Here is a 21314-nt window from a genome sequence, read left to right as displayed (position 1 = left end):
CCGCTTCAACTTCAATCTTTAGCAACTGTGCGGTGCCTTACGAAAATTAGTTACACGCAGCCCTTAGGCTCGATCACTTTCATTCTACCGCCTTGACGTGCCGCTTAGCTATTCGGCGGCGGCGTCGGAGACGATGTCGATGCGCCATCCGGTGAGCTTGGCAGCCAACCGGGCGTTCTGGCCTTCCTTGCCAATGGCCAAAGATAGCTGATAATCGGGCACAACCACCCTGGCCGAACGCAAGTCCCCATCTACGATAGTGACTGAAATCACTTTCGAGGGTGAGAGTGAACTAGCAATGAAAGCTGCCGGATCTTCACTGAAGTCAACGATGTCGATCTTTTCGTCGTTGAGCTCTGTCATGACGGCACGGACTCGTGAACCCATCTCGCCGATGCACGCACCCTTAGCGTTGACGCCGGGCTTGTGTGCCACGACAGCCATCTTGGTGCGGTGGCCGGCTTCACGGGCCAGGGCGACGATTTCGACCGTGCCGTCGGCAATTTCCGGAACTTCCATCTCGAAGAGTTTACGGACAAGTCCCGGGTGCGAGCGTGAAAGGGTGATGGAGGGGCCCTTGAGCCCACGGCGTACCTCAACTACAAAGGAACGCAGCCGGTTGCCGTGGCGGTAGTTCTCGCCGGGGACCTGCTCATTGGGAGGCAGCACGCCTTCAACAGCGCCTAGGTTGACCTGGATCATGTTCGGGTTGTTGCCCTGCTGGATCTGTCCGGCGACAAGTTCGCCTTCCTTGCCCTTGAATTCTCCGAGGACGATTTCATCCTCGGCGTCGCGCAGGCGCTGCAAGATGATCTGGCGTGCCGTGCTGGCGGCGATGCGACCAAATCCTGCCGGCGTGTCATCAAACTCGCCGATCTGCGCGCCGTCGTCATCAATTTCGACTGCCCAAATGGTGACATGGCCGTTTTTCCGGTCAAGCTCGGCACGCGCCTGCTCAAAGGCACCCGGTGACTTGTGGTAGGCCATCAGCAGTGCCTGCTCGATGGTGGGGATCAGCAGATCCAACGGGATCTCGCGTTCACGCTCCAGTACTCTCAGCGCGCTCATATCGATATCCATGCTCAGCTATCCTCTCCATCGGCCGCGTCGCCGCCGGCCGCCTCAAATTCCAAATCAAGCTCGGCCTCATCCAGGCGAGCAAACTCAATCTCCACCACGCCGCGGCGAATGGTTGTAAACAGCAACTTTTCGGGTTCGCCTTGTTTGGCTTTCATACCCTTTTTCACGGGGATTTCCGGCTTCAACAACACTGAGTCATCCTCCACCGCAAGGATGCGCCCCATCAGGTTTTCCCTGTCAATGGCGTTGACCTTAACCATCCGTCCCAAGGCGCGGCGCCAATGGCGCGGCTCAGTGAGCGGCCGGGTTGCCCCGGGTGAGGAAATTTCCAGGTCGTACGGCTGGCCGTCGTCGTGGGGATCGGTATCCATGGTTTCCGAGAGTGCCCTGGAGACCTGCGAGATTGCGTCGAGACCGACGCCGCCAACTTCAGTCTCCGGCAGATCCACCACTACGGAGACCGTGCGGTGCGCCCCGGCCATCTGGACTTTAACGTCTTCTAGGAAGAGCCCGGCCGCCTCAACCGTGGGCGTCAACAAGGCCAGAAGCCGCTGCGCTTCCGCGATGGGGTCGACGGGCTGATGAAAGTTCCCCGAGCTTCGGGCCGCTTTGGGCCTATCCGGCTTGGTCATTGAACGCCCGCCTCCCTTAAATGATGTTGTAAATATATAGACTACCGAGTCTATCCACCTGCCGCTGAACGTTTTTGCTGTGAGTAAGAACGCATCGGGGCTCGCAACAAGGGGAATGGGCCGTCTTAGTGTGCGTGACGATGGCCGAACGTGAGACTATCAACAGTTGTGACTAATTCGCGTTCCTCGGTTGAGCCTCCCGTTGACACCCCCGGCCACGGCACCGCAATGCCTCCGACCGCTTCCGTGAAGCCGCGGCGAACTGGCAGCCGGCGGGTGTCCTCCCCCGCAGGCGCCCCCGCGACCGCAACCGCAGGCTCCGCACTGCTGATTTTAGGCGCCAACGGACTGCTCCTCACACCTGCTTCCCCCACACGCCCTGATGACGGCGGAACCCCGGCGGTCGCTGTATCCGTGGCCCAACCTGACGCTACCAGTCAGGCGACCGAGGAGCCCGAGACTGTCAGTGCGGTTGCGACCGAGGAGCCCGAGACTGTCAGTGCGGTTGCGACCGAGGAACCCGAGCCCGTCAATGCCGTTGCGACCGAGGAACCCGAGCCCGTCAATGCCGTTGCTGAGCCCGCACTCGATGCCACCGTTGCAGCGGAACCGCTTGCCCCGGAGCCTGCCCTTGACACCGCCCCGACCTCGAGGCGCGAGAGGCGACTTGCGGAGCAGAAAGTACTCGACGGCGTCGTCCCCGTACCGGTGCCGGATCCGGTGTCCCCCGCCGCAGCCGCCGGTGTGGAAGATCCCGAATCCCGGCCGGCTGCCCGGGCCGGGAAGCCGCCCAGGATGCGCAACAAGTTCTGGTCGTACCTGCGCGGATTCCTTTTTTTCACCGCCATTGCCGCCGTGGTCATCGGCATGGGCACCGTTGTCACCGGTCAGGGCGCTCCCACCGATGGGCCCAATGCCACCGAAATCACGCGCCAGCACGCGTGGATCGAATCCAAAGCCTTACTGGAAACGGCTCAGGAGCTCGGGCGCACCGCTGCAAGCGAAACCAACATAAACCTTTTGGCGTCCACGGCGGCTGCCTTGGAAATTCAGATCGCAGCCCTTGCCGATGGCCTGCCCACCCCGTCCGTCGCGCCAACCCCCACAACCAGCGCCGTCGCGGCAACCATCCCTGGCTTTGTCACGGCGCTGACGGCCAATGCCAACATCTTGTTGAGCGCTGCTGTGAGCGCGGAGGGCTCCATGGGACGTGCCTTTGCCGCCACGGGTACCAGCCAGTTGCTGGCGGCCACGGCGATCAGCCAGGCAAACGGCGTGCCCGTTCCTACTTCCACTTTCCTGCTCACCGCCGCCGCCGGCCACGAGGCGCCAGCCGCGCAAGTGTGCAACACCATGTTGACCCCACAGCCGGGCGTCAGCTCCGACGCTGCGCTCATCGCCGCCGCGCAAGGCGAGCAAAAGGCGGTCTTCGCCTATCAGGTAGCCGCCACACGCCTGCACCAGCCGGATTTCAGCAAATCTGTAGAACTCTTGGCCGAACACCAACAAAGGCTGGTCCTGTTGAACCGTGAACTGGTCCTGCGCTGCTTGCCCCAGACAGTTCCCGTCCCCGGATATGTGCTCGATGGTGCCTTCACTGCCGCCCCGAAATTGGCCCTGGCCGAGCTCGAGGGACAGCTCACTCTCGTCTATGGCGACGCGGCCGCTCTCAGCAAGCCTCTCCGGGATGGGTCACCGGAAACGGCTGGGGCTGCCCCCCAGGAATCTCCTGCCACGGTTTCACAGCTGCGTGAACTATCTGTGAGCTGGTTGCTCGGATCCGCACTCAATCAGCAGTCCTGGGGTGGGACAGTAGGAGCCCTGCCCGGTATTGCCGAGCCAGTCCCCGCCGCACCAACGGCTGCCGCCGTCAGCACCCCGTAGCCGCAAGGCCTCATCATCTAGGTGTCAAACTAAGTCAAGGCTTGCCTCAACGAGGACATCCTCACCTTGCTGGCCGTGGAAAATTGCTGGTGGTTTGCTTATTCCATGAAACATGCACAGGATCTCTTGACCCACTCGGAGCCGCCACGTTCCGGCGCCATTGCCCAGCGCCTGAACTGGCTGCGGGCCGGCGTTTTGGGCGCCAATGACGGCATCGTGTCGGTCGCGGCCGTCGTGGTCGGTGTTGCTGGCGCCACAGCGAGCTCCGGGCCCATCCTCACCGCTGGAATCGCGGCACTGGTTGGCGGCGCGATTTCCATGGCCCTGGGCGAATATGTTTCGGTGGGCAGCCAGAGCGACAGCCAAAAGCACATGATCGCGCAAAAACGCCACGAACTTGCCGTGGCGCCGCAAAAGAACCTCGCGATCCTGACCAGCCTCTATGAGAATAAGGGCCTCACCCGGGGCACTGCAGAACTGGTGGCAGCCGAGCTCACCGAGCACGACGCCGTGGGCGCACATCTGGCTGCTGAACTGAACTTCGGTGAGGACGACGTCGTCAGCCCCTGGCATGCGGCGTTTGCCTCAGCCATCGCTTTCACCGTGGGCGCCATCCTGCCCCTGCTTGCCATCTTGCTCCCGCCAGCCACCGTGCGGGTGCCTGTCACCTTTGTAGTGGTTCTGGCCGCACTGGGTATCACCGGCTGGATCGGCGCCGCCATCGGTGGAGGTTCGAAGCTGCGCGCAGCCACCAGGGTGGTGCTTGGCGGTGCCTTGGCCTTGGCGGCAACATTCGCCATTGGCAAGCTGCTTGGGGCCAGCGGTTTGGTGGGTTAGCGGATAAACTGACCGATATGCCCAGCAGAGTTGGAATCCCCCCCGATTTGTACTCACGGCACGCCCGTAGCCGTGAGGGGCGGGACTGGCTGGCGGCGCTTCCGGCGCTGATATCCGCCGCGCTGCTCCGCTGGCATTTGAGCGTAGACCTTCCCGCTGGCGGGCAGCCGTGGAACGGACACACCGGAATCGTGATTCCCGTGCTGACCTCCTCCGGCGGCCCCGCTGCCCTTAAGATCGCCTTCCCGTTTGAGGAGGCCTTGCTGGAACCAGTCGCGCTGAGGCTGTGGAACGGACACGGGATGGTGCAGATCCTGGAGTACGACACCGACAGCTGCTCCATGGTCATTGAACGCCTCGACGCGCACAAGTCCTTGCAAGCGGTTCCCCTGGATGAGGCAGAGCAGGTGTGGGGCTCGCTGGTTCGCCGCCTGAGTATTGCCCCGGATGTGCGTGACGGCTGGGCGCAGATTCCACACATCGCCGCCACAGCTGAACAGTTTTCGGATGAGCTGCCTGCCCGTTGGGAAGACCTCAACCGGCCTTTTCCGCGGTGGCTGCTCGAGGCAGCCCTTGAGGTGTGCCAGACACGGGGAGCTGTTTCCCGTCGTCGGGCACAGGATGTCTTAGTCCATACAGACCTGCACTACCTGAACATCCTGGCAGCCCTGGACGGCACCGGCTACCTCGCCATTGACCCACAAGCCCAGATTGGTGACGCCGAATTCGCGGTGGCCCCGTGCCTCTGGAACCGGCTCGGGGACCTGCCCGCGCTCAACGCAGAAGCCGGGCTGCGGCGTCGTGCACGGAATCTTTGCGCTGCCGCGGGCCTGGATGAGTCCATCGCCGCCGAATGGGCTGTGGTGCGGGAAGTGGAGAACTCGCTCCGGTATCTGGAGACGCCCGGGCACCTTGGCGACGCCCAACGCTCCTTGTGGGTTGCCAGCACCATGGCCGGGCGGACCATGCCCGGGCTTCCGACTGCGCGCGATCTGAAAATCCTGGGCTGATCACCGGCTGCTGGCCCAACGCTTCCTAGACGTTAGCCCCCGAGGATGTTCTCGTTCCAGACATCAATACCGAGCTTGATGATCAGGGCGGCCACGACCACAAGGAACACGATGCGGATGAATTTGCTGCCTTGTTTCACGGCTGTGCGGGCACCAAGGTAGCCACCGGCCATGTTCGCGGCGCCAAGTACCAACCCGATCCCCCACAGCAGGGACCCATTGGGCAGGAAAAACGTCAGCGCCCCGGCGTTCGTGGCGAAGTTGACGATCTTGGCCTTTGCGCTGGCCTCAAGGAACGCATAGCCCATGAGGCTGACCATGGCGATGACCAGAAAGGATCCGGTGCCCGGCCCGATCAGGCCATCGTAAAATCCAATCAGCCCGCCAATGCACACAGCAACAACATAGTGCTTTCTCCCGGAATGTCGCAGCGACGTCAGTTCACCAATGCTGGGTTTGAAGGCGGTAAAGGCCAACACGGCAACCAGTGCGATGACGATGATGGGCTTAAAAACCGAGCCCGGCAGCATGGTCGCCACCACGGCCCCGCCCAGGCTGCCCAGCAGTGCGACGGCGGCCATGGGCAAGGCCGTGCGTAAGTCCGGTTTGACGCGCTTGTAGTAGGTGACGGAGCTGGTGGCCGTGCCGAAAATGGAGCCCATCTTGTTGGTCGCCAGAGCCTGGACCGGGGTGATGCCGGGGATCATGAGCACCACCGGCAGCTGCAACAGCCCTCCCCCACCCACCACGGCGTCAATCCAGCCCGCGGCAAAGCCTGCCACAATGATCAACAGAATTGTGGCAGTAGTGATATCTTCGAAACCGGAAATCAAGTTCACCTCAACGGAACGTGGGCGGAGGGGCACAGCCCCGGAGCGAGGATGGATTTCCACGCACGGGCCCAGGAACGAGGAACGGTCGAGAAATCTTACTGCTCGCGAGGGGCTGCGCCCCGCAGCTCCTCGCGCCGGTGGTGGTTACCTCTGGTCGAGGATGTACTGCACGGCCTCGGCGACCGGGACGTCTACGGCAACGCCCGTGGCGCGGTTCTTGATTTCCACGACACCGTCCACAAGACCGCGGCCCACGGCCAGGATGGTGGGGACGCCCAGAAGTTCAGCGTCGCCGAACTTCACGCCGGGGGAAACCTTGGGACGGTCGTCGTAGATGACTTCCAGCCCGGCCTCCTCCAGGTCGGCTGTCAGTTGCGCCGCAGCCTCGAAGATCTCCTCGCCGCGGCCCACGGCCACGACGTGAACGTGCGCGGGGGCTACGGCGGCGGGCCAGACCAGGCCCTTGTCGTCGTGGTTCGACTCCGCCAAGGCAGCGACAGCGCGGGTGACACCAATGCCGTAGGAGCCCATGGTGACGGTGGCGAGCTTGCCGTTGCGATCAAGCACCTTCAGACCCAGGGCGTCGGCATACTTGCGCCCCAGGGCAAAGATGTGGCCCATTTCAATACCGCGGGCTGCTTCGAGGGGGCCGGAGCCGTCGGGGGCGGGGTCACCCTCGCGAACCTCCACGGCTTCGATGGTGCCGTCCCAAGTGAAGTCGCGCCCGGCGACGAGGCCAAACACGTGCTTGCCGTCGATGTTAGCGCCCGTAATCCAGCTGGTGCCAGAAACCACGCGGGGATCCACCAGGTACAGCAGCTTGGTGGATGCCTCGGCACCCAGAACGGCCGCGTCAAGGCTCAGGCCCGGGCCCATGTAGCCCTTGATAAGGCCGCCATGCTTCTTGAGGTCAGCTTCACTGGCTGCTTCGACACCCACTTCGCCGCCAACGCTCAGGTGTGCGCCGATGTTGGCTTCGATGCGTTTGAAGTCAACGGCACGGTCGCCCGGGACACCGATGATAACAATTTGGCGTTCGCCGGTGGGCAGGTCGATGGCCAGCACAACGTTCTTCAAGGTGTCGGCTGCGGTCCAAGGGCCCTCGGCGCGCGGCGCGAGCTCGTTGGCAGCTGCCACCAAGGTCTCAATCGTGGGAGTGTCGGGGGTGTCGCGAACCACGGCGGCCGGAGCATTGCTGAAGTCAATATCGTCGGGCACCACGGTGGTGACAGCCTCGACGTTCGCGGCGTATCCGCCGGCGGAGCGCACAAACGTGTCCTCGCCGATAGCCATGGGGTGCAAGAACTCTTCGCTCTTGGATCCGCCCATGGCGCCGGCGGTGGCGGCCACGGGGATGACTTCCAGACCCAGGCGCTCAAAGATACGCAAGTAGGCACCTCGGTGAGCCATGTAGCTGGCGTCGAGTCCGGCGTCGTCAATGTCAAAAGAGTAGGAGTCCTTCATGATGAACTCACGGCCGCGGAGCAATCCGGCACGCGGCCGGGCCTCGTCGCGGTACTTGTTCTGAATCTGGTAAATGCTCAGGGGCAGGTCCTTGTAGGACGAGTACAGGTCCTTGACCAGCAACGTGAACATTTCCTCATGGGTGGGGGCCAGCAGGTAGTCGGCACCTTTGCGGTCCTGCAGGCGGAAGATGCCGTCGCCGTATTCCAGCCACCTGTTGGTAATTTCGTAAGGCTCCTTGGGCAGCAACGCCGGGAAGTGGACTTCCTGGGCGCCCATGGCATCCATCTCTTCGCGCACAATGGCCTCGACCTTGCGCAGCACGCGCAGGCCCAATGGCAGCCACGTGTAGATGCCGGGGGCGGCGCGGCGGATATAGCCGGCGCGCAGCAGCAGCTTGTGGCTGTCCACTTCGGCGTCGACGGGGTCCTCACGCAGAGTGCGTAGGAAGAGTGTGGAAAGGCGAAGAGCCACGCGAAATTTCCGTTTCTTGAGCAGTTGATCGCCCGCCACCAAAAGGCGGGCATGTACTAATCTACCGGTTGAGGCAAAAGTACGACGCACGCGCCCTGACCGACCCGATCCCTGCCACGTTGACGGGCAGGGATCGGGCCGGTGCCGAACTCAAATCTCAGCCTGCCTTGCCTTCCAACGCCACAAGCACGCCAGCCACGGCAAAGAACTTATTGCTGCCCAGTTCACGGATGGTCTTGATTCCCAGAAGTTCCTGCAGGGCTGCAGCCTTGGCATCAGTAATGCCCGCCAACGCGGCAGGGGACGCATCAAGAATTTCTTTCAGGGACTTGTCCTCGAATTCCTTGTCAAGTGCTTTGGCCAAATTAACCGAAACTGCCATGTCGCGATTCCTTTCGTAGGCGTTCACAGGTTCCACATCTGTGGCTGGCGTGCCAGGTGGCGCGTCCATTGCCAAGCTATGCGAATATGCCCGGCACTTCAAGCATTTCCCCTGGCCGGGTCCCACCGGGCCGCCGCCACCGAAAAACGTAGACATGGGCTGGCCACGGGACTAGCTTTAATTCATCATGTGATGAATTCCTACATCCACTTGGAGTCGCTTGTGTCGCACAGAGCAGCCCTTCCGGACCCACACCAGCCCCCCACCACCCCGGCCCCCGCCGCCCCCGTTTCGGCCATTGTTCCGTGCGTCAGCGTCGCGGCGTTGAGCATTCACCGGGGCAAGCAGGACGTCCTGAAGGATCTCACCTTCAACATTCCCGAAGGCCGTATCACCGGTTTGCTGGGACCCTCCGGCAGCGGGAAGACCACCTTGATAAGGGCGCTGGTGGGGGTCCAGAAAATCACCTCCGGCCGAGTGAACGTGCTGGGACGTCCGGCCGGGGATGCCAGTTTGCGGCACGACGTCGGCTATGTCACCCAGGCCGCCAGCGTCTACAAGGACTTGAGTGTGGTGGACAACGTGCACTATTTCGGGGCCACGCACGGTTGCAGCCGGGCCGACGCGCTGGAGGCGGTGGACGCCGTCGGACTAGGCGGTGTTGCCAAACGCAGGGCCGAGGACCTCTCGGGAGGGCAGTTCAGCCGGGTCTCCCTGGCCTGCGCCCTGGTGTCCAAGCCCAAGCTGCTGCTCCTTGACGAGCCAACCGTCGGATTGGATCCGGTGTTACGGGCCGATCTGTGGACCAAGTTCGCGGCCATGGCAGCCGCAGGCACCACCTTGGTCATTTCCAGCCACGTCATGGAGGAGGCAGGGCACTGCGATTCGCTGTTACTGCTGCGCGAAGGCAGGTTGCTGGCCCAGCTCACTCCGGCTCAGCTACGCCAGCGCGGCGATACCCCGGACCTTGAGCTGGCGTTCCTGCGGCTCATCCTGGCAGACCAGGAACTCCACTCCCCCGGTGTCCGGGAAGAAGCCTCATGAACGTGTTGATGATGTGGGCGACCTGTGTGCGGGTCCTGCAACAGCTCAGGAATGATCCACGCAGTGTTGGCTTGATCCTGGTGGTCCCAGCCGTGCTGTTGGCCCTGGTGTATTGGCTGTACGAAAATGAGACGCTGCCACCGGGCATGCCTCGCACCTTTGACCGTGTGGGCTTGATGATGCTGGGCATTTTCCCGTTCGTGGTGATGTTTTTGATCACCTCCATCACCATGCTGCGTGAACGCACCTCCGGCACCTTGGAGCGGCTGCTGACAACACCCATCCACAAGGGCGATCTGCTCTTTGGCTACGCACTGGCGTTTTCCATCATGGCGGCCCTGCAAGCGTTGGTGGCAACGGCCGTGGCTTATTGGGTGTTCAAAATAAGTATCGAAGGCAATGGTGGCTGGGTGGTACTGATCTCGGTGCTGACTGCGGTTCTCGGCGTGGCGCTGGGGTTGCTGTGCTCGGCCTTTGCCACCACCGAATTTCAGGCCGTCCAGTTCATGCCGGTGGTGGTGATCCCACAAATCCTACTGTGCGGGCTCTTCGTTGCCCGATCCGAGATGAACACCGTCCTTCAGGCCATCGCCAATGTGCTGCCCCTAAGCTACGCCGTAGACGGTTTGCAGCAGGTCGCCGCCCATGCAGATGCCACCGGAACCTTGGCCACGGACCTGGTGGTGGTGGCCGCCTTCGTTGTGGCCGTGCTACTTCTGGCGTCACTGACATTACGACGCCGGACGGCCTAGTTCCCGATGACATCCTCACCGGCGCGCGGCCGCCGGCAGGGGCGATCCACCTCCCGGGAGCTGATCGTGGCCAGTGCACGCAAGCTGTTTGCCGAGCGTGGCTTCGCCGCAACGAGCCTGCGTGAGATTGCCCGCGACGCGGGGGTCGACCCGGCCTTGGTTCACCACTATTTTTCGGGCAAGGATGACTTGTTCAACGCCTGCGTGGCGTTGCCGGCGGATCCCGACGAGGTGCTCAGTGAGGTCAGCGGGACGCCCCCTGCCGAACGTGGCGAGGCACTGTTGAGGGCCTTGCTGACACTGTGGGACTCCCCCGCGCAAGCAGCCTTGGTAGCTTTGTTGCGCAGCGCCACAGCATCCACCACCCATGGCTCGTTGGTCAGGGTTGCCGTGGTCAACCGCATCCTGCCCAGGACCGTTGCGGGCCTACCAGGAGATGAGGACGTGCTGGCCCTGCGCAGCTCGCTGGTGGCCAGCACCGTCATGGGCTTGATGATGGCCCGTTACCTGCTGCGGCTGGAGCCGCTGGCCTCTGCAACGCACAACGAATTGGTGGCCTGGTTTGCCCCGAGCCTGCAAGCCAGCCTCACCGGCCCCCTTCCCGGGGATGCCAGCAAGGGGCCGGTGGCACCTGGGATGGGTAGCTCTCCCCATGGCCGTACCGCCGCGGGCGCCTCTACTGTGGAGGTTGGTGATATTAGGCAATCGCGGGAGAGAGCATGACGCAGCGTCGAAGTGGCGCCGACCCCGAGGAGTTGCGCCAATTTGGCCGCGACTTGCAGGCGGCCCAACGCCGGCTGACTGCTGTCCAGAACGATCTCAGCGCCCGCATTTCAACCAACTTGCGGTGGGAGGGTGCGGATGCGTTCGTGTTCAGGCATGCCTGGCGGTCCTCCTACGCGCCCGTCCTCGGCAAGGCCGCCTCCATGCTGGCGGACGCCTCCGCCCAGGTGGCCGCGGAAGCTGCGGCGCAGGATGAAGCCAGCGGTTTTTAGCCGCCTAGCCAGCCAGGGTGTCCTTGCACCAGGCCAGCCACGCCTCCTCCAAGAAGATGCCCGCCCGAAGTACGGCCAACTGCAGTTCAGCTGATCTGGAAACAGCCATTCCCGGCGGAAAATCCCGTGCCTCAATGGCCCGGTATTCTTCCAGCACCACCTGGTGGAGGCCCTGGTGGCGCCGGATTTCGGCGGCAATATCCACGCTCCCCAGCGCTGCCGCCGCCCGAAGCCGCACCAAAAGTGCGTCCCGCATGGGCTGCGGATCCGCTTCCAGGGCGCTCCATCGTTCCAATTCGGCACGCCCCTGCGCCAGCACGTCAAAGTGCCGCTGGCTCCCCCGTGCCGTCGCCAAACCGCGTGCGGCGATCAGTCCCCCTGCTTCGAGCTTGCCCAGATCACGGTAGATCTGTTGGTGGGTAGCGTGCCAAAAGTGGCCAATGGACTTATCGAAGCGCCGTGCCAGTTCGGCCCCGGTGCAGGGTTTTTCCAGGAGCGAGGTCAGCAACGCATGGGGCAGTGACATGGGTTAGATCCTTGCGGCCAGCCGGGTGCCCTGGTCGATGGCCCGCTTGGCATCCAGTTCGCGCGCCTCGTCGGCCCCGCCGATGAGGTGGACGACGGCGCCGCCACCTTCCAGCGCTTCTTGGAGTTCGCGCTGGGGTTCCTGGCCTGTGCACAGGATCACGGTGTCAACGGCAATAACCGTGTCGGTGCCGTTGATGCGCAGGTGCAACCCGGCGTCGTCGATCTTGTGGTATTCCACGCCCGGAACCATCTGGACTCCCTTGGCCTTGAGCTCGGTGCGGTGGATCCAGCCTGTCGTCTTGCCCAGACCGGCACCCACCTTTGTCTCCTTGCGCTGAAACAAGCCCACCCGGCGTTCAGGGATGGCGGGTTCGGGCTGGGCCAGGCCGCCGGCGCGGGCATAGTCCGGATCGATCCCCCACTCCCGATAGAACTTTTCCGGAAGCAACGTGGCGCTGGTTCCGTGGGCGGTGAGGTACTCGGCCACATCGAATCCGATGCCGCCCGCGCCCAGGATGGCCACGTTGACACCCACCGGCTTTTTGTCCCGCACCACGTCCAGGTAGCTGCGCACGCTGGGGTGGTCGACGCCGTCGATCTCCGGTATGCGGGGCACGACGCCAGTGGAGAGCACCACCTCGTCGAAACTTTCACCCAGCAGGCCCTCGGCCGTGGCCCGGGTGTTCAGGCGCAGCTCAATGCCGCGTAGCTGGATTTGCCGGTTGAAGTACCTGATGGTCTCCTGAAATTCCTCTTTACCAGGAATCTGCTTGGCTATGTTGAACTGGCCGCCAATCTCATCGGCCGATTCAAAGAGTGTCACGTGGTGGCCTCGTTCGGCCGCTGTGACCGCGAAAGCCAGTCCGGCCGGACCTGCACCGACCACGGCAAGCCTCTTGGGCCGCGCCGCGTCCTGGATGACTAGTTCGGTCTCGTGGCAGGCCCGCGGGTTGACTAAGCAGGAGGAGGTTTTGCCCACAAAAGTGTGGTCAAGGCAGGCCTGATTGCAGGCAATGCAGCTGTTGATCTCATCACTGCGGCCCTCCTGGGCTTTGCGCATGAAGAAAGGGTCGGCCAGGAAAGGCCGCGCCATGGAGACCATGTTTGCCGTGCCGTCGGCCAGGAGTTGTTCGGCGACAGCTGGCGTGTTGATCCTGTTGGTGGCGACCAGCGGGATGCCCACTGATCCCATGACCTTTTTGGTCACCCACGCGAAACCGGCACGCGGCACGGACGTGGCAATGGTGGGGATGCGGGCCTCGTGCCAGCCAATGCCGGTGTTGATGATGGTGGCGCCGGCCTTCTCAACGGCTTGGGCCAACTGGATGACTTCAGCCAGCGTGGACCCGCCTTCGACAAGGTCAAGCATCGAGAGCCGGTAGATGATGATGAAGTTCTTCCCGACTCGTTCACGGGTGCGGCGGACGATCTCCACCGGGAAGCGCATCCGGTTTTCATACGACCCGCCCCATTTGTCGGTGCGGTGGTTGGTCCGTTCGGCGACGAATTCATTGATGAGGTAGCCCTCGGAGCCCATGATCTCCACTCCGTCGTATCCGGCACCCTGGGCCAGCCGGGCCGCGGAGGCAAAGTCCTCAATGGTCTGATCTACCTCCTCGACGCTGAGCGGATGCGGCGTCAGCGGACTGATCGGGGCCTGCACGGCGCTGGGTGCCACCAAGTGCGCGTGGGCGGCATAGCGGCCAAAGTGCAGCAGCTGCAGGGCGATCTTGGCGCCGGCGGCATGGACCGCCTCCGTGATGACCACGTGCGCGGCAGCTTCCTTGGGCGTACTGATCTTGGCTCCACCTTTCATGGGCCGCCCAGCGTCGTTGGGCGAAACGCCGCCGGTGACCATCAAGCCGACACCGCCGCGCGCCCGCTCGGCGTAAAACTCCGCCATTCGCGCAAAACCGCCCGGGCGTTCCTCCAGCCCCACGTGCATGGAGCCCATCAACACACGGTTGGGCAGTGTGGTGAAACCCAGATCCAGGGGGGAGAACAGGTGAGGATAGCTATCAGCGGACATTTAGACGCTCCTTTGCGCAACAAGTTGCATAAGCGTAGCGCAAAATCCGTTGAGGGGGCAGATCACCCCCAATTTCCCGGGGGTGATCTGCCCCCTCAACGGTGGGGTGGGCTAGAACAGGACAGTGGCGAAAGTACCCACCTGCTCAAACCCAACTTTGGCGTAGGCGGCCCGCGCCCGGAGATTGAAGTCGTTCACATAAAGGCTGGTCACCGGGGCAAGGGCCAGGGCAAGATTGACGACGGCGGCCATATAGCCGGCGCTGAGGCCAAGACCGCGGTACCGCGGGTTCAACCACACACCCTGAATTTGGGTTGCCATGCCGGCAACGGCCCCGAGATCAGCCTTGAAAATGACCTCACCATTGGGTTCGCAGTGACTGAAGGAGTGGCCCCTGCTGATCAGCCAGGCCACCTTGCGCCGGTAGTTTTCCTCACCGCCAAGGAAGGGCGAATAACCCACTTCTTCCTCAAACATGGTTGCAGCTGCCAGGAGAATCTCCTCAAACTGTCCGCTCCGGCTGATTGTCAGGGCCGGGTTGGACGGTAACGGGGACGGCTTGTCCATAATCAGCAACGGCTGCTTGGCCCGGACTTCCTGTGCCCTGATACCAACGTTGGCAAGCTCGGCCATAATGCCCAACACGGCCTCTGCCGGGCCAAAGATGGAGGCGTGCGTTGTCCAATGGGTGGCAAGCCACCGGCCAAAATATGCGCTGTGGGCAGCTGATGCTTCGATGGGGACCACATTGGATCCCACCCAGCAAGCGCCGTCCAAGTCCTCGCCGTCGTGCTCAAAAAAACCCAGAATCACCGTTCCGGGCTGGCTGGGCACTGCACTGCCGCCCGGTCCCAGCAACGCAGCAATGAAGACGTTGGCCACGGGATCGCGCGCGATCAAGGCCCGGAGCGCATCCGTGTCCTCGTGGACAAGGACGCGCACCGGTCCCGGGTCAGGGGTTTTACGAGACGCTAACCACGGGGCCACCCTGGAGCGAATTGTCGGCATCAGACTCCATCTCCTCGGCAATTCTCATCGCTTCTTCAATAAGTGTCTCAACAATTTGGTCCTCAGGGACGGTCTTGATGACCTTGCCGCGAACAAAGATCTGTCCCTTGCCGTTACCGGAGGCAACTCCTAGGTCAGCCTCGCGAGCCTCGCCTGGCCCGTTGACAACGCAGCCCATGACGGCGACGCGCAGCGGCACCTCCATACCTTCCAGACCGGCGGTGACTTCCTCGGCCAGTTTGTACACGTCCACCTGGGCGCGGCCGCAGGATGGGCAGGAGACGATTTCCAGTTTGCGAGGCCGCAGGTTCAGCGACTGCAGGATCTGGTTGCCCACCTTGATCTCTTCCACGGGAGGAGCGGAGAGGGACACACGGATGGTGTCGCCGATGCCCTTGGAGAGCAGCGCCCCGAAGGCGACGGCGGACTTGATGGTGCCCTGGAAGGCGGGGCCGGCCTCGGTGACGCCCAGGTGCAGTGGCCAGTCACCTTGCTCGGCCAGCATCTCGTACGCGGCCACCATGACCACAGGATCGTTGTGCTTGACGGAGATCTTGAAGTCGTGGAAGCCGTGCTCCTCAAACAAGGACGCCTCCCACATGGCCGACTCCACCAGTGCCTCCGGCGTGGCTTTGCCGTACTTCTTCATGATGGAGGGCTCCAAAGAGCCGGCGTTCACACCGATCCGGATGGAGGTACCATGGTCCTTGGCGGCCCTGGCAATTTCCTTCACCTGGTCATCAAACTTGCGGATATTGCCCGGGTTCACGCGTACCGCGGCACAGCCTGCCTCAATGGCGGCAAAGACGTACTTTGGCTGGAAGTGGATGTCCGCGATTACCGGAATCTGCGATTTCTTGGCAATGATGGGCAGTGCGTCCGCGTCATCCTGCGCCGGGCAAGCCACCCGGACAATGTCACAGCCGGATGCTGTCAGCTCGGCAATTTGCTGCAGCGTGGCGTTGATGTCGGTGGTCTTCGTGGTGGTCATGGACTGCACACTGATGGGCGAGTCGGAGCCAACACCCACCGAACCGACTTTGATCTGCCGGGTTTTGCGCCGGGGCGTGAGGACAGGCGGTGGCAATGGCGGCATTCCGAGGCTGACCGAGGTCAAAATGTGCTCCTTGAAGATCTTTTTGATGAAGCGTCCGCAGCAACCCTTGGGTGGTGCCACAACAAAGTTTCCGCATCATCTGTTCTAAATTGTAAGCTGGTTCGCCACAATGGCGTCTGGAATGAGGCCTACGACATATATTTGCTGAACTGCCCGATGACTGGTTTCCATGCCGAGACTTTCAGCCCTGTCACTCCGCCACCAAGATTCATGGGATCCTGCTTCAGAATCTCGTTCAACGTGGCTTCATCGGGAGCCTGGAAGATCAGCAACGCACCAGCTCCGTCACCGTAGGGCCCTGAGGCTAACACCACATCGGCTGCTGCCTGCTCCACCAACCATGCGCGGTGCGCGGGGCGGTGTTCGGTGCGCTCGGCTTCAGCTTCGGGACCATAAACATATTCAACAGCAAAAATACTCATGACTTCACCCTATAGCAGGAGCACTTTGGCAAGCACCGTGACGGCCGCCGCCCAAAGCAGGGAGGCCAGGGTGCCGATGATGAACCGTTCGCTGGCAGCCGGGGCACCTTTCAGCTCCGGGTACCGGCCCAGCCCCTTGATGGCCACAACGTAGGCAATGGCCACCGGCTGGTTGCTCAGGATGGCCAGCACGACGGCGGCGCGTTCGAGCATTCCGATCAGCAGTCCCCCGCGCAACACCCCGGCGTGGGGTGAGGCGGTAGGTGGTGAGCTTTCCGCCTCTGTCGGCTCAAGCCCGGGGGCTGTGACACCGGCACTTGTCTCGAATTCGGCGGTGCTGTCCGCGGCCGGGTCCTGCGCGTTTTCGGGTTGCTGATTTGGGAACTGCTGGTTGTTTTCGGACAGCTCAATGGCTGCCACAGTATGTGATTGGGAGAGCCTGAGGATTCCGGCGGTCACGGGCCAGCCCCCAAAGCAGGCCACCACCACTGTCAGCGCAATCCATAGTGCTTCCACGGAACCCTTCCTTGTGGTCGTTGGCTTTTAGCTTAGCGGGAGGCCCTGACACTGCCTCTGTCCACACCGAGATAGCAGGAGCTGGGCCGCCAGAGCACCGTTTTGTTCCTCGACCCAGCCCGCCCGCAGGACGGCCTTGCTGACTGCCTGGGGGCTGATGCCCAGGTCCCGGGCCACATCGATCTGGCGGGGGGCCGGACTTGCCACGAGCGCGTCCACCACCCGCCACTCCGACGCGGAACGCTTGCGCACCAAGTCCCCGATAAGCACCAGAACGGCTTCGGCCGCAGCGGCTTCTGTTTCTGCTTCTACTTCTTTTTCCGCCCCTGTTTCGACGCGCACGCACAAGGGGACCCGTTCACCGGATTTTTTGGCCCTTTCCACGGCTTCCCGGGCAGCGAGAAAGGCACCGCCGGCCGCCTCATGCGATCTGGCCGGCAGGGGCAGATTTACCTCGCCGATTCCAATCCCCACATGCCAGTGTCCGGAGCGCAGGGCACACAGGGCGGCCTCGACAACGGCTGCCGGGCTCTCCAACAGCCCCTGAATTTCATCTCCCACGGTGCGTTCAAAAGCCAGCCTGGTCGGAATGTGAGCCAAGGCTGCCAGGAGTTCAGGGACCCTGTCCTTGCCGGTGCGGCTGCCGCGCTGGTCGATGGTGAGAACAAACATACATTAACCATAATCGGTTGATCTCAATGAATCAACTATTTCAAGATGATCGCCGGTGTCGGATGCACCGCTGGGCGTTGCCGGTACGAGGACTAACCGAAGAGGTTGACCGGCTTGACGATGTCCGCGTAGATCAGCAACGCCCCCATGACCATCAGAAGCGTCGCGGCAACGTAAGTCACCGGCAGCATCTTGGCGATGTCGAAGGGACCCGGATCCTTCTTCTTGAACAGCTTGGCTGCGAAACGCCGGACACCTTCGTAAAGGGCGCCCAGGACGTGTCCGCCGTCCAGCGGCAGGAGCGGGATCAAGTTGAAGACAAACAAGGCAAGGTTCACCCCGGCCAACAGGCCAATGAGTGTGGCGATGCGCGAGCTCAGGGGTACCTGTTCCATGGCCGCGACCTCGCCGGCCACCCGGCCCACGCCGACCACAGAAATAGGTCCATTGGGGTCGCGCGGGGCCGAGCTGAAGGCCGCTTGGGCCACTCCCACCAGCTTCTGCGGCAGCTGGAAGACGATGCCGCCCACTTGGACAATGTTCTTGCCCACAGCGGGAAGAACCGCGCTTGCCGGCTCCGGGACCATGGCCGAGCTAGGGCCCATGCCCATAAAACCAACCTGGACGGTTTCAGCCTTTCCTTCGGCGTCAACTGCCGCGGTGCCGTTGGCGTTCACTACGGGGCGGGCGGTGAGAACGGGTGTGACCGAGGTGGTCTTGGTTTCGGAACCGCGCTGGTAGCTTATCTGCACCTGCTTGCCTGCGGACGCGCGGATCCAGTCAGTGAGCTCGGCCCAGCTGGTGACGGCCTTGCCGTCGAAGGTTTTCAGGGTGTCCCCAGGCTGCAATCCGGCAGCGGCGGCCGGCGTCTTGGTGCAGTTGGAAAGGTCGGTGGGGGCAGGTTGGCCGTAGGCAACCTGGCAGGCGTTGACCTCGGCCAGCGTGGTGGTAGCTTGCGCAGTCCCGAATCCCATCAGCAACACGGCCATAAGGACGATTCCTATGAGCAGGTTCATGGTGGGGCCACCTAGCATGATGACAATCTTCTTCCACACGGGGAGCTTGTAGAACACCCTGTTGACGTCTTCCGGTCCCACCTCCTCGTGGGCCATGCTGCGGGCCTCGGTGGCGAGGGTCTGAAACATGCCGGTGCTCGAGGGGCGCACGCTGCCGTCGGCAGGGTTGGGCGGGTACATGCCGACCATGGCGACGTAGCCGCCAGCCGGAATAGCCTTGACTCCGTATTCGGTCTCGCCCCTGGTCCGGGACCAGATGGTGGGCCCAAAACCGATCATGTACCGGGTGACCCGGACCTTGAAGAGCTTGGCGGGCAGCAGGTGTCCCACCTCGTGCAGGGCGATGGAAAGGGCCACTCCAATGGCGACGAACAGTACGCCACCGATGAAAAGCAATACAGTCACAGTGAACTTTCTAGCTACATATTTCCCGGCATTTCAACAGAACTTCTTTAGCCCTTGGCGGCCAACAATTCGTTGGTCCGCGCCCGCGCCCACTTTTCAGCTTCCAGCACCGACTCTAGCGTCAGCTCCGAAACCGGTGTGTGTTCGCTGAGAACTTCCGCAATGGTATCCACAATGTCCAAGAAACTTATTCTGCCAGCGTGGAAGGCATACACGGCTTCCTCGTTGGCCGCGTTATAGACGGCAGGGCAGGTACTTCCCCTGCGGGCCGCCTCTTTTGCAAGCTCGACGGCGGGAAAGGCCTCGTTATCCAGTGGTTCAAACGTCCAGGTGGCAGCCTTTGTCCAATCGCACGCCAGGGCTGCACCGGGGACCCTTTCCGGCCAGCCCAGCCCAAGGGCGATGGGCAGGCGCATGTCCGGCGGCGAGCATTGCGCCATGGTTGACCCGTCCGTGAATTCCACCATGGAATGCACTACGGATTGGGGGTGAACCACGGCCTCGATGCGATCCAGTGGCACGTCGAAAAGCAGGTGCGCCTCGATGACTTCCAGACCTTTGTTGACCAAAGTGGCCGAGTTGGTGGTGACCATGGGGCCCATGTCCCAGGTGGGGTGCTTGAGCGCCTGCGCGGGAGTCACGTCTGCGAGTTCGGCGCGGGTGCGGCCGCGGAACGGCCCCCCGGATGCTGTCACGACCAGCTTTCTAACCTCGTCTGCAGTGCCTGAACGCAGCGCCTGGGCGAGGGCCGAATGCTCGGAGTCAACCGGGACCAGCTGCCCCGGCGATGCCGCGTCCTTGACCAGTTGGCCTCCCACGATCAGGGATTCCTTGTTGGCCAGCGCCAAAATTGCCTGAGTGCCCAAGGCCGCCAGCGTCGGCGCGAGTCCAATGGAACCGGTGATGGCGTTCAGCACCACGTCAGCGGCATGAGAGGTGCCGGCACCCCAAGCGGCGATAACGCTGGAGGCGCCCGGTCCCGTGGCAATCTCCGGGAAGTATCCGTGGAGCCCAGCCGCAGCGGCTCGGGAGTCGAGCAACGCACGCAGAGGTCCGGCGTCGTCCGTGGCAATGCCGATGGCCAGCGCCCGGGTCTGCACGGCCTGCTCGGCGAGCAACTCAAGGTTTCCGCCGCCGGCACTGAGCGCCGTGACGGTGAAACGCGGTGTGCCGTCAGCCAACGTGGCCCGTTCGACGACGTCAATCGCCTGTGTGCCGATGGAACCCGTGGAGCCAAGAATGATCACTTTTCGATGCTGCATAGCTACAAGTATTCCCCACCTGCTCCCCTGCCTCGTTCCTCGGCCGGGGCCCCTCGCAGGCGTGGGCCCAACCCAAGCGCTCCCAGACTTGCCGGCGTCGTGGATGAGCTGGCGGTCACATTACCCCCAACCCGCCGCCCGACGCCATTGCTAAGGGGCTGCGCGGCGCAGCGTTTCCCTGGCGTGCGCCAGGATGGGGCCGTCCACCATCTGCCCCCGGTGGGCAAAGACCCCGCTGCCGGCCCGGTCCGCGGCGGCGAGCAGTTCCCGGGCCGCAGCGATGTCCGCGGTGGAGGGACGGTATGCGTCTCGAATGACCGACACCTGGCTGGGATGGATGCAGGCTTTGGCCCCAAAACCGCTGGCTACGGCGTCGTCGGCCTCATCGGCAAGCCCGGCAAGGTCACGAATATCTGCGTAGATGGAGTCGATGGCGACCTTGTCGAAGGCTCCCGCAGTCAACAATATCTGCGAGCGCGCCTGCACGGCCACGGCACGGTAGCGGCCGTCGTCGAACCTGCTGGAGGTTCCACCCAGGGAGGCTACAAGGTCCTCGGCCCCCCACATCAGGGCAACAACATGGGGCAACTGCGCCAGCGCCGGTGCGGCCAGGACCCCGGCCGCGGTTTCGCACAGCGCAACCACGTCCCAGCCTGCGAGCGCTGCGATGGCTGCCGTATTTTCGGATTTGGCCACCATGATGGTGCGATACTCCGTCCGGGCCAGTGCAGCCAGGTCCAGGGCATGCTCGGGCGTGTCTACGGCGTTGATGCGGACCATGGTGGTGGCCGGATTGAGCGGGTTGTTCACCAGGTGCTCGCGTGCAAGTACCTTGGCTGCGGGGGCCACGGCGTCCTCGAGGTCCAGGATTACCGCGTCCGCCCGCTCCGAGGCTTTGGCGTACCGCTCGGGACGGTCGGCCGGAGCAAACAAGATGGCAGGACCCATGGTG

General features: G+C 63.0%; 22 protein-coding genes. 7 read left to right on the top strand and 15 right to left on the bottom strand.

From position 1 onward, the window contains the following. Nucleotides 1-108: 108 nt before the first annotated feature. Nucleotides 109-1080: a transcription termination factor NusA gene (nusA, locus tag AOC05_RS03805; protein ID WP_062005814.1), complete on the bottom strand. Its 972-nt coding sequence runs from the start codon at nt 1078-1080 to the stop codon at nt 109-111. Nucleotides 1081-1082: 2 nt separating this feature from the next. Then, nucleotides 1083-1712, bottom strand: a complete 630-nt coding sequence (gene rimP / locus AOC05_RS03800) for a ribosome maturation factor RimP (RefSeq protein WP_082357743.1) — start codon at nt 1710-1712, stop codon at nt 1083-1085. Between the two features lie 168 nt (nt 1713-1880). Between rimP and AOC05_RS03795 the strand changes: the two genes are divergently transcribed. The 3 genes from AOC05_RS03795 (at nt 1881) to AOC05_RS03785 (ending at nt 5443) form a co-directional block, all read left to right on the top strand. After that, complete coding sequence (locus AOC05_RS03795) at nt 1881-3596, top strand: DUF4439 domain-containing protein (protein WP_157374890.1); 1716 nt, start codon at nt 1881-1883, stop codon at nt 3594-3596. A gap of 105 nt (nt 3597-3701) precedes the next feature. Next, complete coding sequence (locus AOC05_RS03790) at nt 3702-4433, top strand: VIT1/CCC1 transporter family protein (protein ID WP_062009310.1); 732 nt, start codon at nt 3702-3704, stop codon at nt 4431-4433. Between the two features lie 17 nt (nt 4434-4450). Beyond that, a complete protein-coding gene (locus AOC05_RS03785) occupies nt 4451-5443 on the top strand; it encodes an aminoglycoside phosphotransferase family protein (RefSeq protein WP_062005809.1) in 993 nt (330 codons plus the stop codon). A 32-nt stretch (nt 5444-5475) separates the two neighbouring features. Here the strand turns inward: AOC05_RS03785 and AOC05_RS03780 are convergent, their stop codons facing one another. The 3 genes from AOC05_RS03780 to AOC05_RS03770 form a co-directional block, all read right to left on the bottom strand. Beyond that, on the bottom strand, nt 5476-6276 hold the full coding sequence (locus tag AOC05_RS03780; RefSeq protein ID WP_062009308.1) for a sulfite exporter TauE/SafE family protein: 801 nt from the start codon (nt 6274-6276) through the stop codon (nt 5476-5478). Between the two features lie 144 nt (nt 6277-6420). Next, on the bottom strand, nt 6421-8214 hold the full coding sequence (locus AOC05_RS03775; protein ID WP_062005807.1) for a proline--tRNA ligase: 1794 nt from the start codon (nt 8212-8214) through the stop codon (nt 6421-6423). Nucleotides 8215-8371: 157 nt separating this feature from the next. Next, the gene (locus AOC05_RS03770) at nt 8372-8596 is read right to left on the bottom strand and encodes a hypothetical protein (protein WP_062005805.1); all 225 of its coding nucleotides are present in this window, start codon (nt 8594-8596) and stop codon (nt 8372-8374) included. Nucleotides 8597-8920: 324 nt separating this feature from the next. Between AOC05_RS03770 and AOC05_RS03765 the strand changes: the two genes are divergently transcribed. The 4 genes from AOC05_RS03765 to AOC05_RS03750 are packed head-to-tail and all read left to right on the top strand — an operon-like array spanning nt 8921 to nt 11387. After that, nucleotides 8921-9640 (top strand): ABC transporter ATP-binding protein, encoded by a 720-nt coding sequence (locus tag AOC05_RS03765; protein ID WP_261388251.1) that lies wholly within the window; start codon nt 8921-8923, stop codon nt 9638-9640. Between the two features lie 8 nt (nt 9641-9648). After that, nucleotides 9649-10392: an ABC transporter permease gene (locus tag AOC05_RS03760; RefSeq protein WP_082358122.1), complete on the top strand. Its 744-nt coding sequence runs from the start codon at nt 9649-9651 to the stop codon at nt 10390-10392. A gap of 6 nt (nt 10393-10398) precedes the next feature. After that, a complete protein-coding gene (locus AOC05_RS03755; protein WP_082357740.1) occupies nt 10399-11115 on the top strand; it encodes a TetR family transcriptional regulator in 717 nt (238 codons plus the stop codon). Then, nucleotides 11112-11387, top strand: coding sequence for a hypothetical protein (locus AOC05_RS03750; RefSeq protein ID WP_062005801.1), 276 nt, complete (start codon nt 11112-11114; stop codon nt 11385-11387). Before AOC05_RS03755 ends, AOC05_RS03750 begins: the two co-directional genes overlap by 4 nt. 4 nt (nt 11388-11391) lie before the next feature. Here the strand turns inward: AOC05_RS03750 and AOC05_RS03745 are convergent, their stop codons facing one another. The 10 genes from AOC05_RS03745 to AOC05_RS03700 form a co-directional block, all read right to left on the bottom strand. After that, nucleotides 11392-11913 carry a PadR family transcriptional regulator gene (locus AOC05_RS03745; protein WP_062005799.1) on the bottom strand — a complete coding sequence of 174 codons (522 nt, stop codon included), beginning with the start codon at nt 11911-11913 and terminating at the stop codon, nt 11392-11394. A 3-nt stretch (nt 11914-11916) separates the two neighbouring features. Then, entirely contained in the window at nt 11917-13944 is a 2028-nt protein-coding gene (locus AOC05_RS03740) for an FAD-dependent oxidoreductase (RefSeq protein WP_062005798.1), read from the bottom strand. A 111-nt stretch (nt 13945-14055) separates the two neighbouring features. After that, nucleotides 14056-14952: a GNAT family N-acetyltransferase gene (locus AOC05_RS03735; protein WP_186759254.1), complete on the bottom strand. Its 897-nt coding sequence runs from the start codon at nt 14950-14952 to the stop codon at nt 14056-14058. Further along, nucleotides 14906-16069, bottom strand: coding sequence for a flavodoxin-dependent (E)-4-hydroxy-3-methylbut-2-enyl-diphosphate synthase (ispG, locus tag AOC05_RS03730; protein ID WP_062009302.1), 1164 nt, complete (start codon nt 16067-16069; stop codon nt 14906-14908). The genes AOC05_RS03735 and ispG overlap by 47 nt, the downstream gene beginning before the upstream one ends. A 128-nt stretch (nt 16070-16197) precedes the next feature. Beyond that, nucleotides 16198-16491: a YciI family protein gene (locus AOC05_RS03725; RefSeq protein WP_062005796.1), complete on the bottom strand. Its 294-nt coding sequence runs from the start codon at nt 16489-16491 to the stop codon at nt 16198-16200. A 9-nt stretch (nt 16492-16500) separates the two neighbouring features. Beyond that, nucleotides 16501-17007 carry a hypothetical protein gene (locus AOC05_RS03720; RefSeq protein ID WP_062005794.1) on the bottom strand — a complete coding sequence of 169 codons (507 nt, stop codon included), beginning with the start codon at nt 17005-17007 and terminating at the stop codon, nt 16501-16503. 27 nt (nt 17008-17034) lie between these two features. Continuing rightward, the gene (locus AOC05_RS03715) at nt 17035-17679 is read right to left on the bottom strand and encodes a MarR family transcriptional regulator (protein WP_062005792.1); all 645 of its coding nucleotides are present in this window, start codon (nt 17677-17679) and stop codon (nt 17035-17037) included. Between the two features lie 92 nt (nt 17680-17771). Then, nucleotides 17772-19100: a M50 family metallopeptidase gene (locus AOC05_RS03710; protein WP_062005790.1), complete on the bottom strand. Its 1329-nt coding sequence runs from the start codon at nt 19098-19100 to the stop codon at nt 17772-17774. Nucleotides 19101-19147: 47 nt separating this feature from the next. Further along, complete coding sequence (dxr, locus tag AOC05_RS03705; RefSeq protein WP_062005788.1) at nt 19148-20362, bottom strand: 1-deoxy-D-xylulose-5-phosphate reductoisomerase; 1215 nt, start codon at nt 20360-20362, stop codon at nt 19148-19150. A 150-nt stretch (nt 20363-20512) separates the two neighbouring features. Next, the gene (locus AOC05_RS03700) at nt 20513-21310 is read right to left on the bottom strand and encodes an HpcH/HpaI aldolase/citrate lyase family protein (protein ID WP_062005786.1); all 798 of its coding nucleotides are present in this window, start codon (nt 21308-21310) and stop codon (nt 20513-20515) included. Between the last annotated feature and the right edge of the window lie 4 nt (nt 21311-21314).

Origin of the sequence: Arthrobacter alpinus (genome assembly GCF_001294625.1) — a bacterium.
Classification (GTDB): domain Bacteria; phylum Actinomycetota; class Actinomycetes; order Actinomycetales; family Micrococcaceae; genus Specibacter; species Specibacter alpinus_A.
The sequence above is the reverse complement of the archived record's forward strand: the minus strand, read 5'-3'. Positions and strand labels throughout refer to the sequence as shown.

What these genes read in the sequence shown, in the direction of transcription:
- AOC05_RS03760 (WP_082358122.1), top strand. Translation starts at nt 9,649, where the DNA reads ATGATGTGGGCGACCTGTGTGCGGGTCCTGCAACAGCTCAGGAATGAT.
- rimP (WP_082357743.1), bottom strand. Translation starts at nt 1,712, where the DNA reads ATGACCAAGCCGGATAGGCCCAAAGCGGCCCGAAGCTCGGGGAACTTT.
- AOC05_RS03725 (WP_062005796.1), bottom strand. Translation starts at nt 16,491, where the DNA reads ATGAGTATTTTTGCTGTTGAATATGTTTATGGTCCCGAAGCTGAAGCC.
- AOC05_RS03735 (WP_186759254.1), bottom strand. Translation starts at nt 14,952, where the DNA reads ATGCCGACAATTCGCTCCAGGGTGGCCCCGTGGTTAGCGTCTCGTAAA.
- AOC05_RS03745 (WP_062005799.1), bottom strand. Translation starts at nt 11,913, where the DNA reads ATGTCACTGCCCCATGCGTTGCTGACCTCGCTCCTGGAAAAACCCTGC.
- AOC05_RS03770 (WP_062005805.1), bottom strand. Translation starts at nt 8,596, where the DNA reads ATGGCAGTTTCGGTTAATTTGGCCAAAGCACTTGACAAGGAATTCGAG.
- AOC05_RS03790 (WP_062009310.1), top strand. Translation starts at nt 3,702, where the DNA reads ATGAAACATGCACAGGATCTCTTGACCCACTCGGAGCCGCCACGTTCC.
- AOC05_RS03750 (WP_062005801.1), top strand. Translation starts at nt 11,112, where the DNA reads ATGACGCAGCGTCGAAGTGGCGCCGACCCCGAGGAGTTGCGCCAATTT.
- dxr (WP_062005788.1), bottom strand. Translation starts at nt 20,362, where the DNA reads ATGCAGCATCGAAAAGTGATCATTCTTGGCTCCACGGGTTCCATCGGC.
- AOC05_RS03755 (WP_082357740.1), top strand. Translation starts at nt 10,399, where the DNA reads ATGACATCCTCACCGGCGCGCGGCCGCCGGCAGGGGCGATCCACCTCC.
- AOC05_RS03715 (WP_062005792.1), bottom strand. Translation starts at nt 17,679, where the DNA reads ATGTTTGTTCTCACCATCGACCAGCGCGGCAGCCGCACCGGCAAGGAC.
- AOC05_RS03700 (WP_062005786.1), bottom strand. Translation starts at nt 21,310, where the DNA reads ATGGGTCCTGCCATCTTGTTTGCTCCGGCCGACCGTCCCGAGCGGTAC.
- AOC05_RS03785 (WP_062005809.1), top strand. Translation starts at nt 4,451, where the DNA reads ATGCCCAGCAGAGTTGGAATCCCCCCCGATTTGTACTCACGGCACGCC.
- AOC05_RS03740 (WP_062005798.1), bottom strand. Translation starts at nt 13,944, where the DNA reads ATGTCCGCTGATAGCTATCCTCACCTGTTCTCCCCCCTGGATCTGGGT.
- nusA (WP_062005814.1), bottom strand. Translation starts at nt 1,080, where the DNA reads ATGGATATCGATATGAGCGCGCTGAGAGTACTGGAGCGTGAACGCGAG.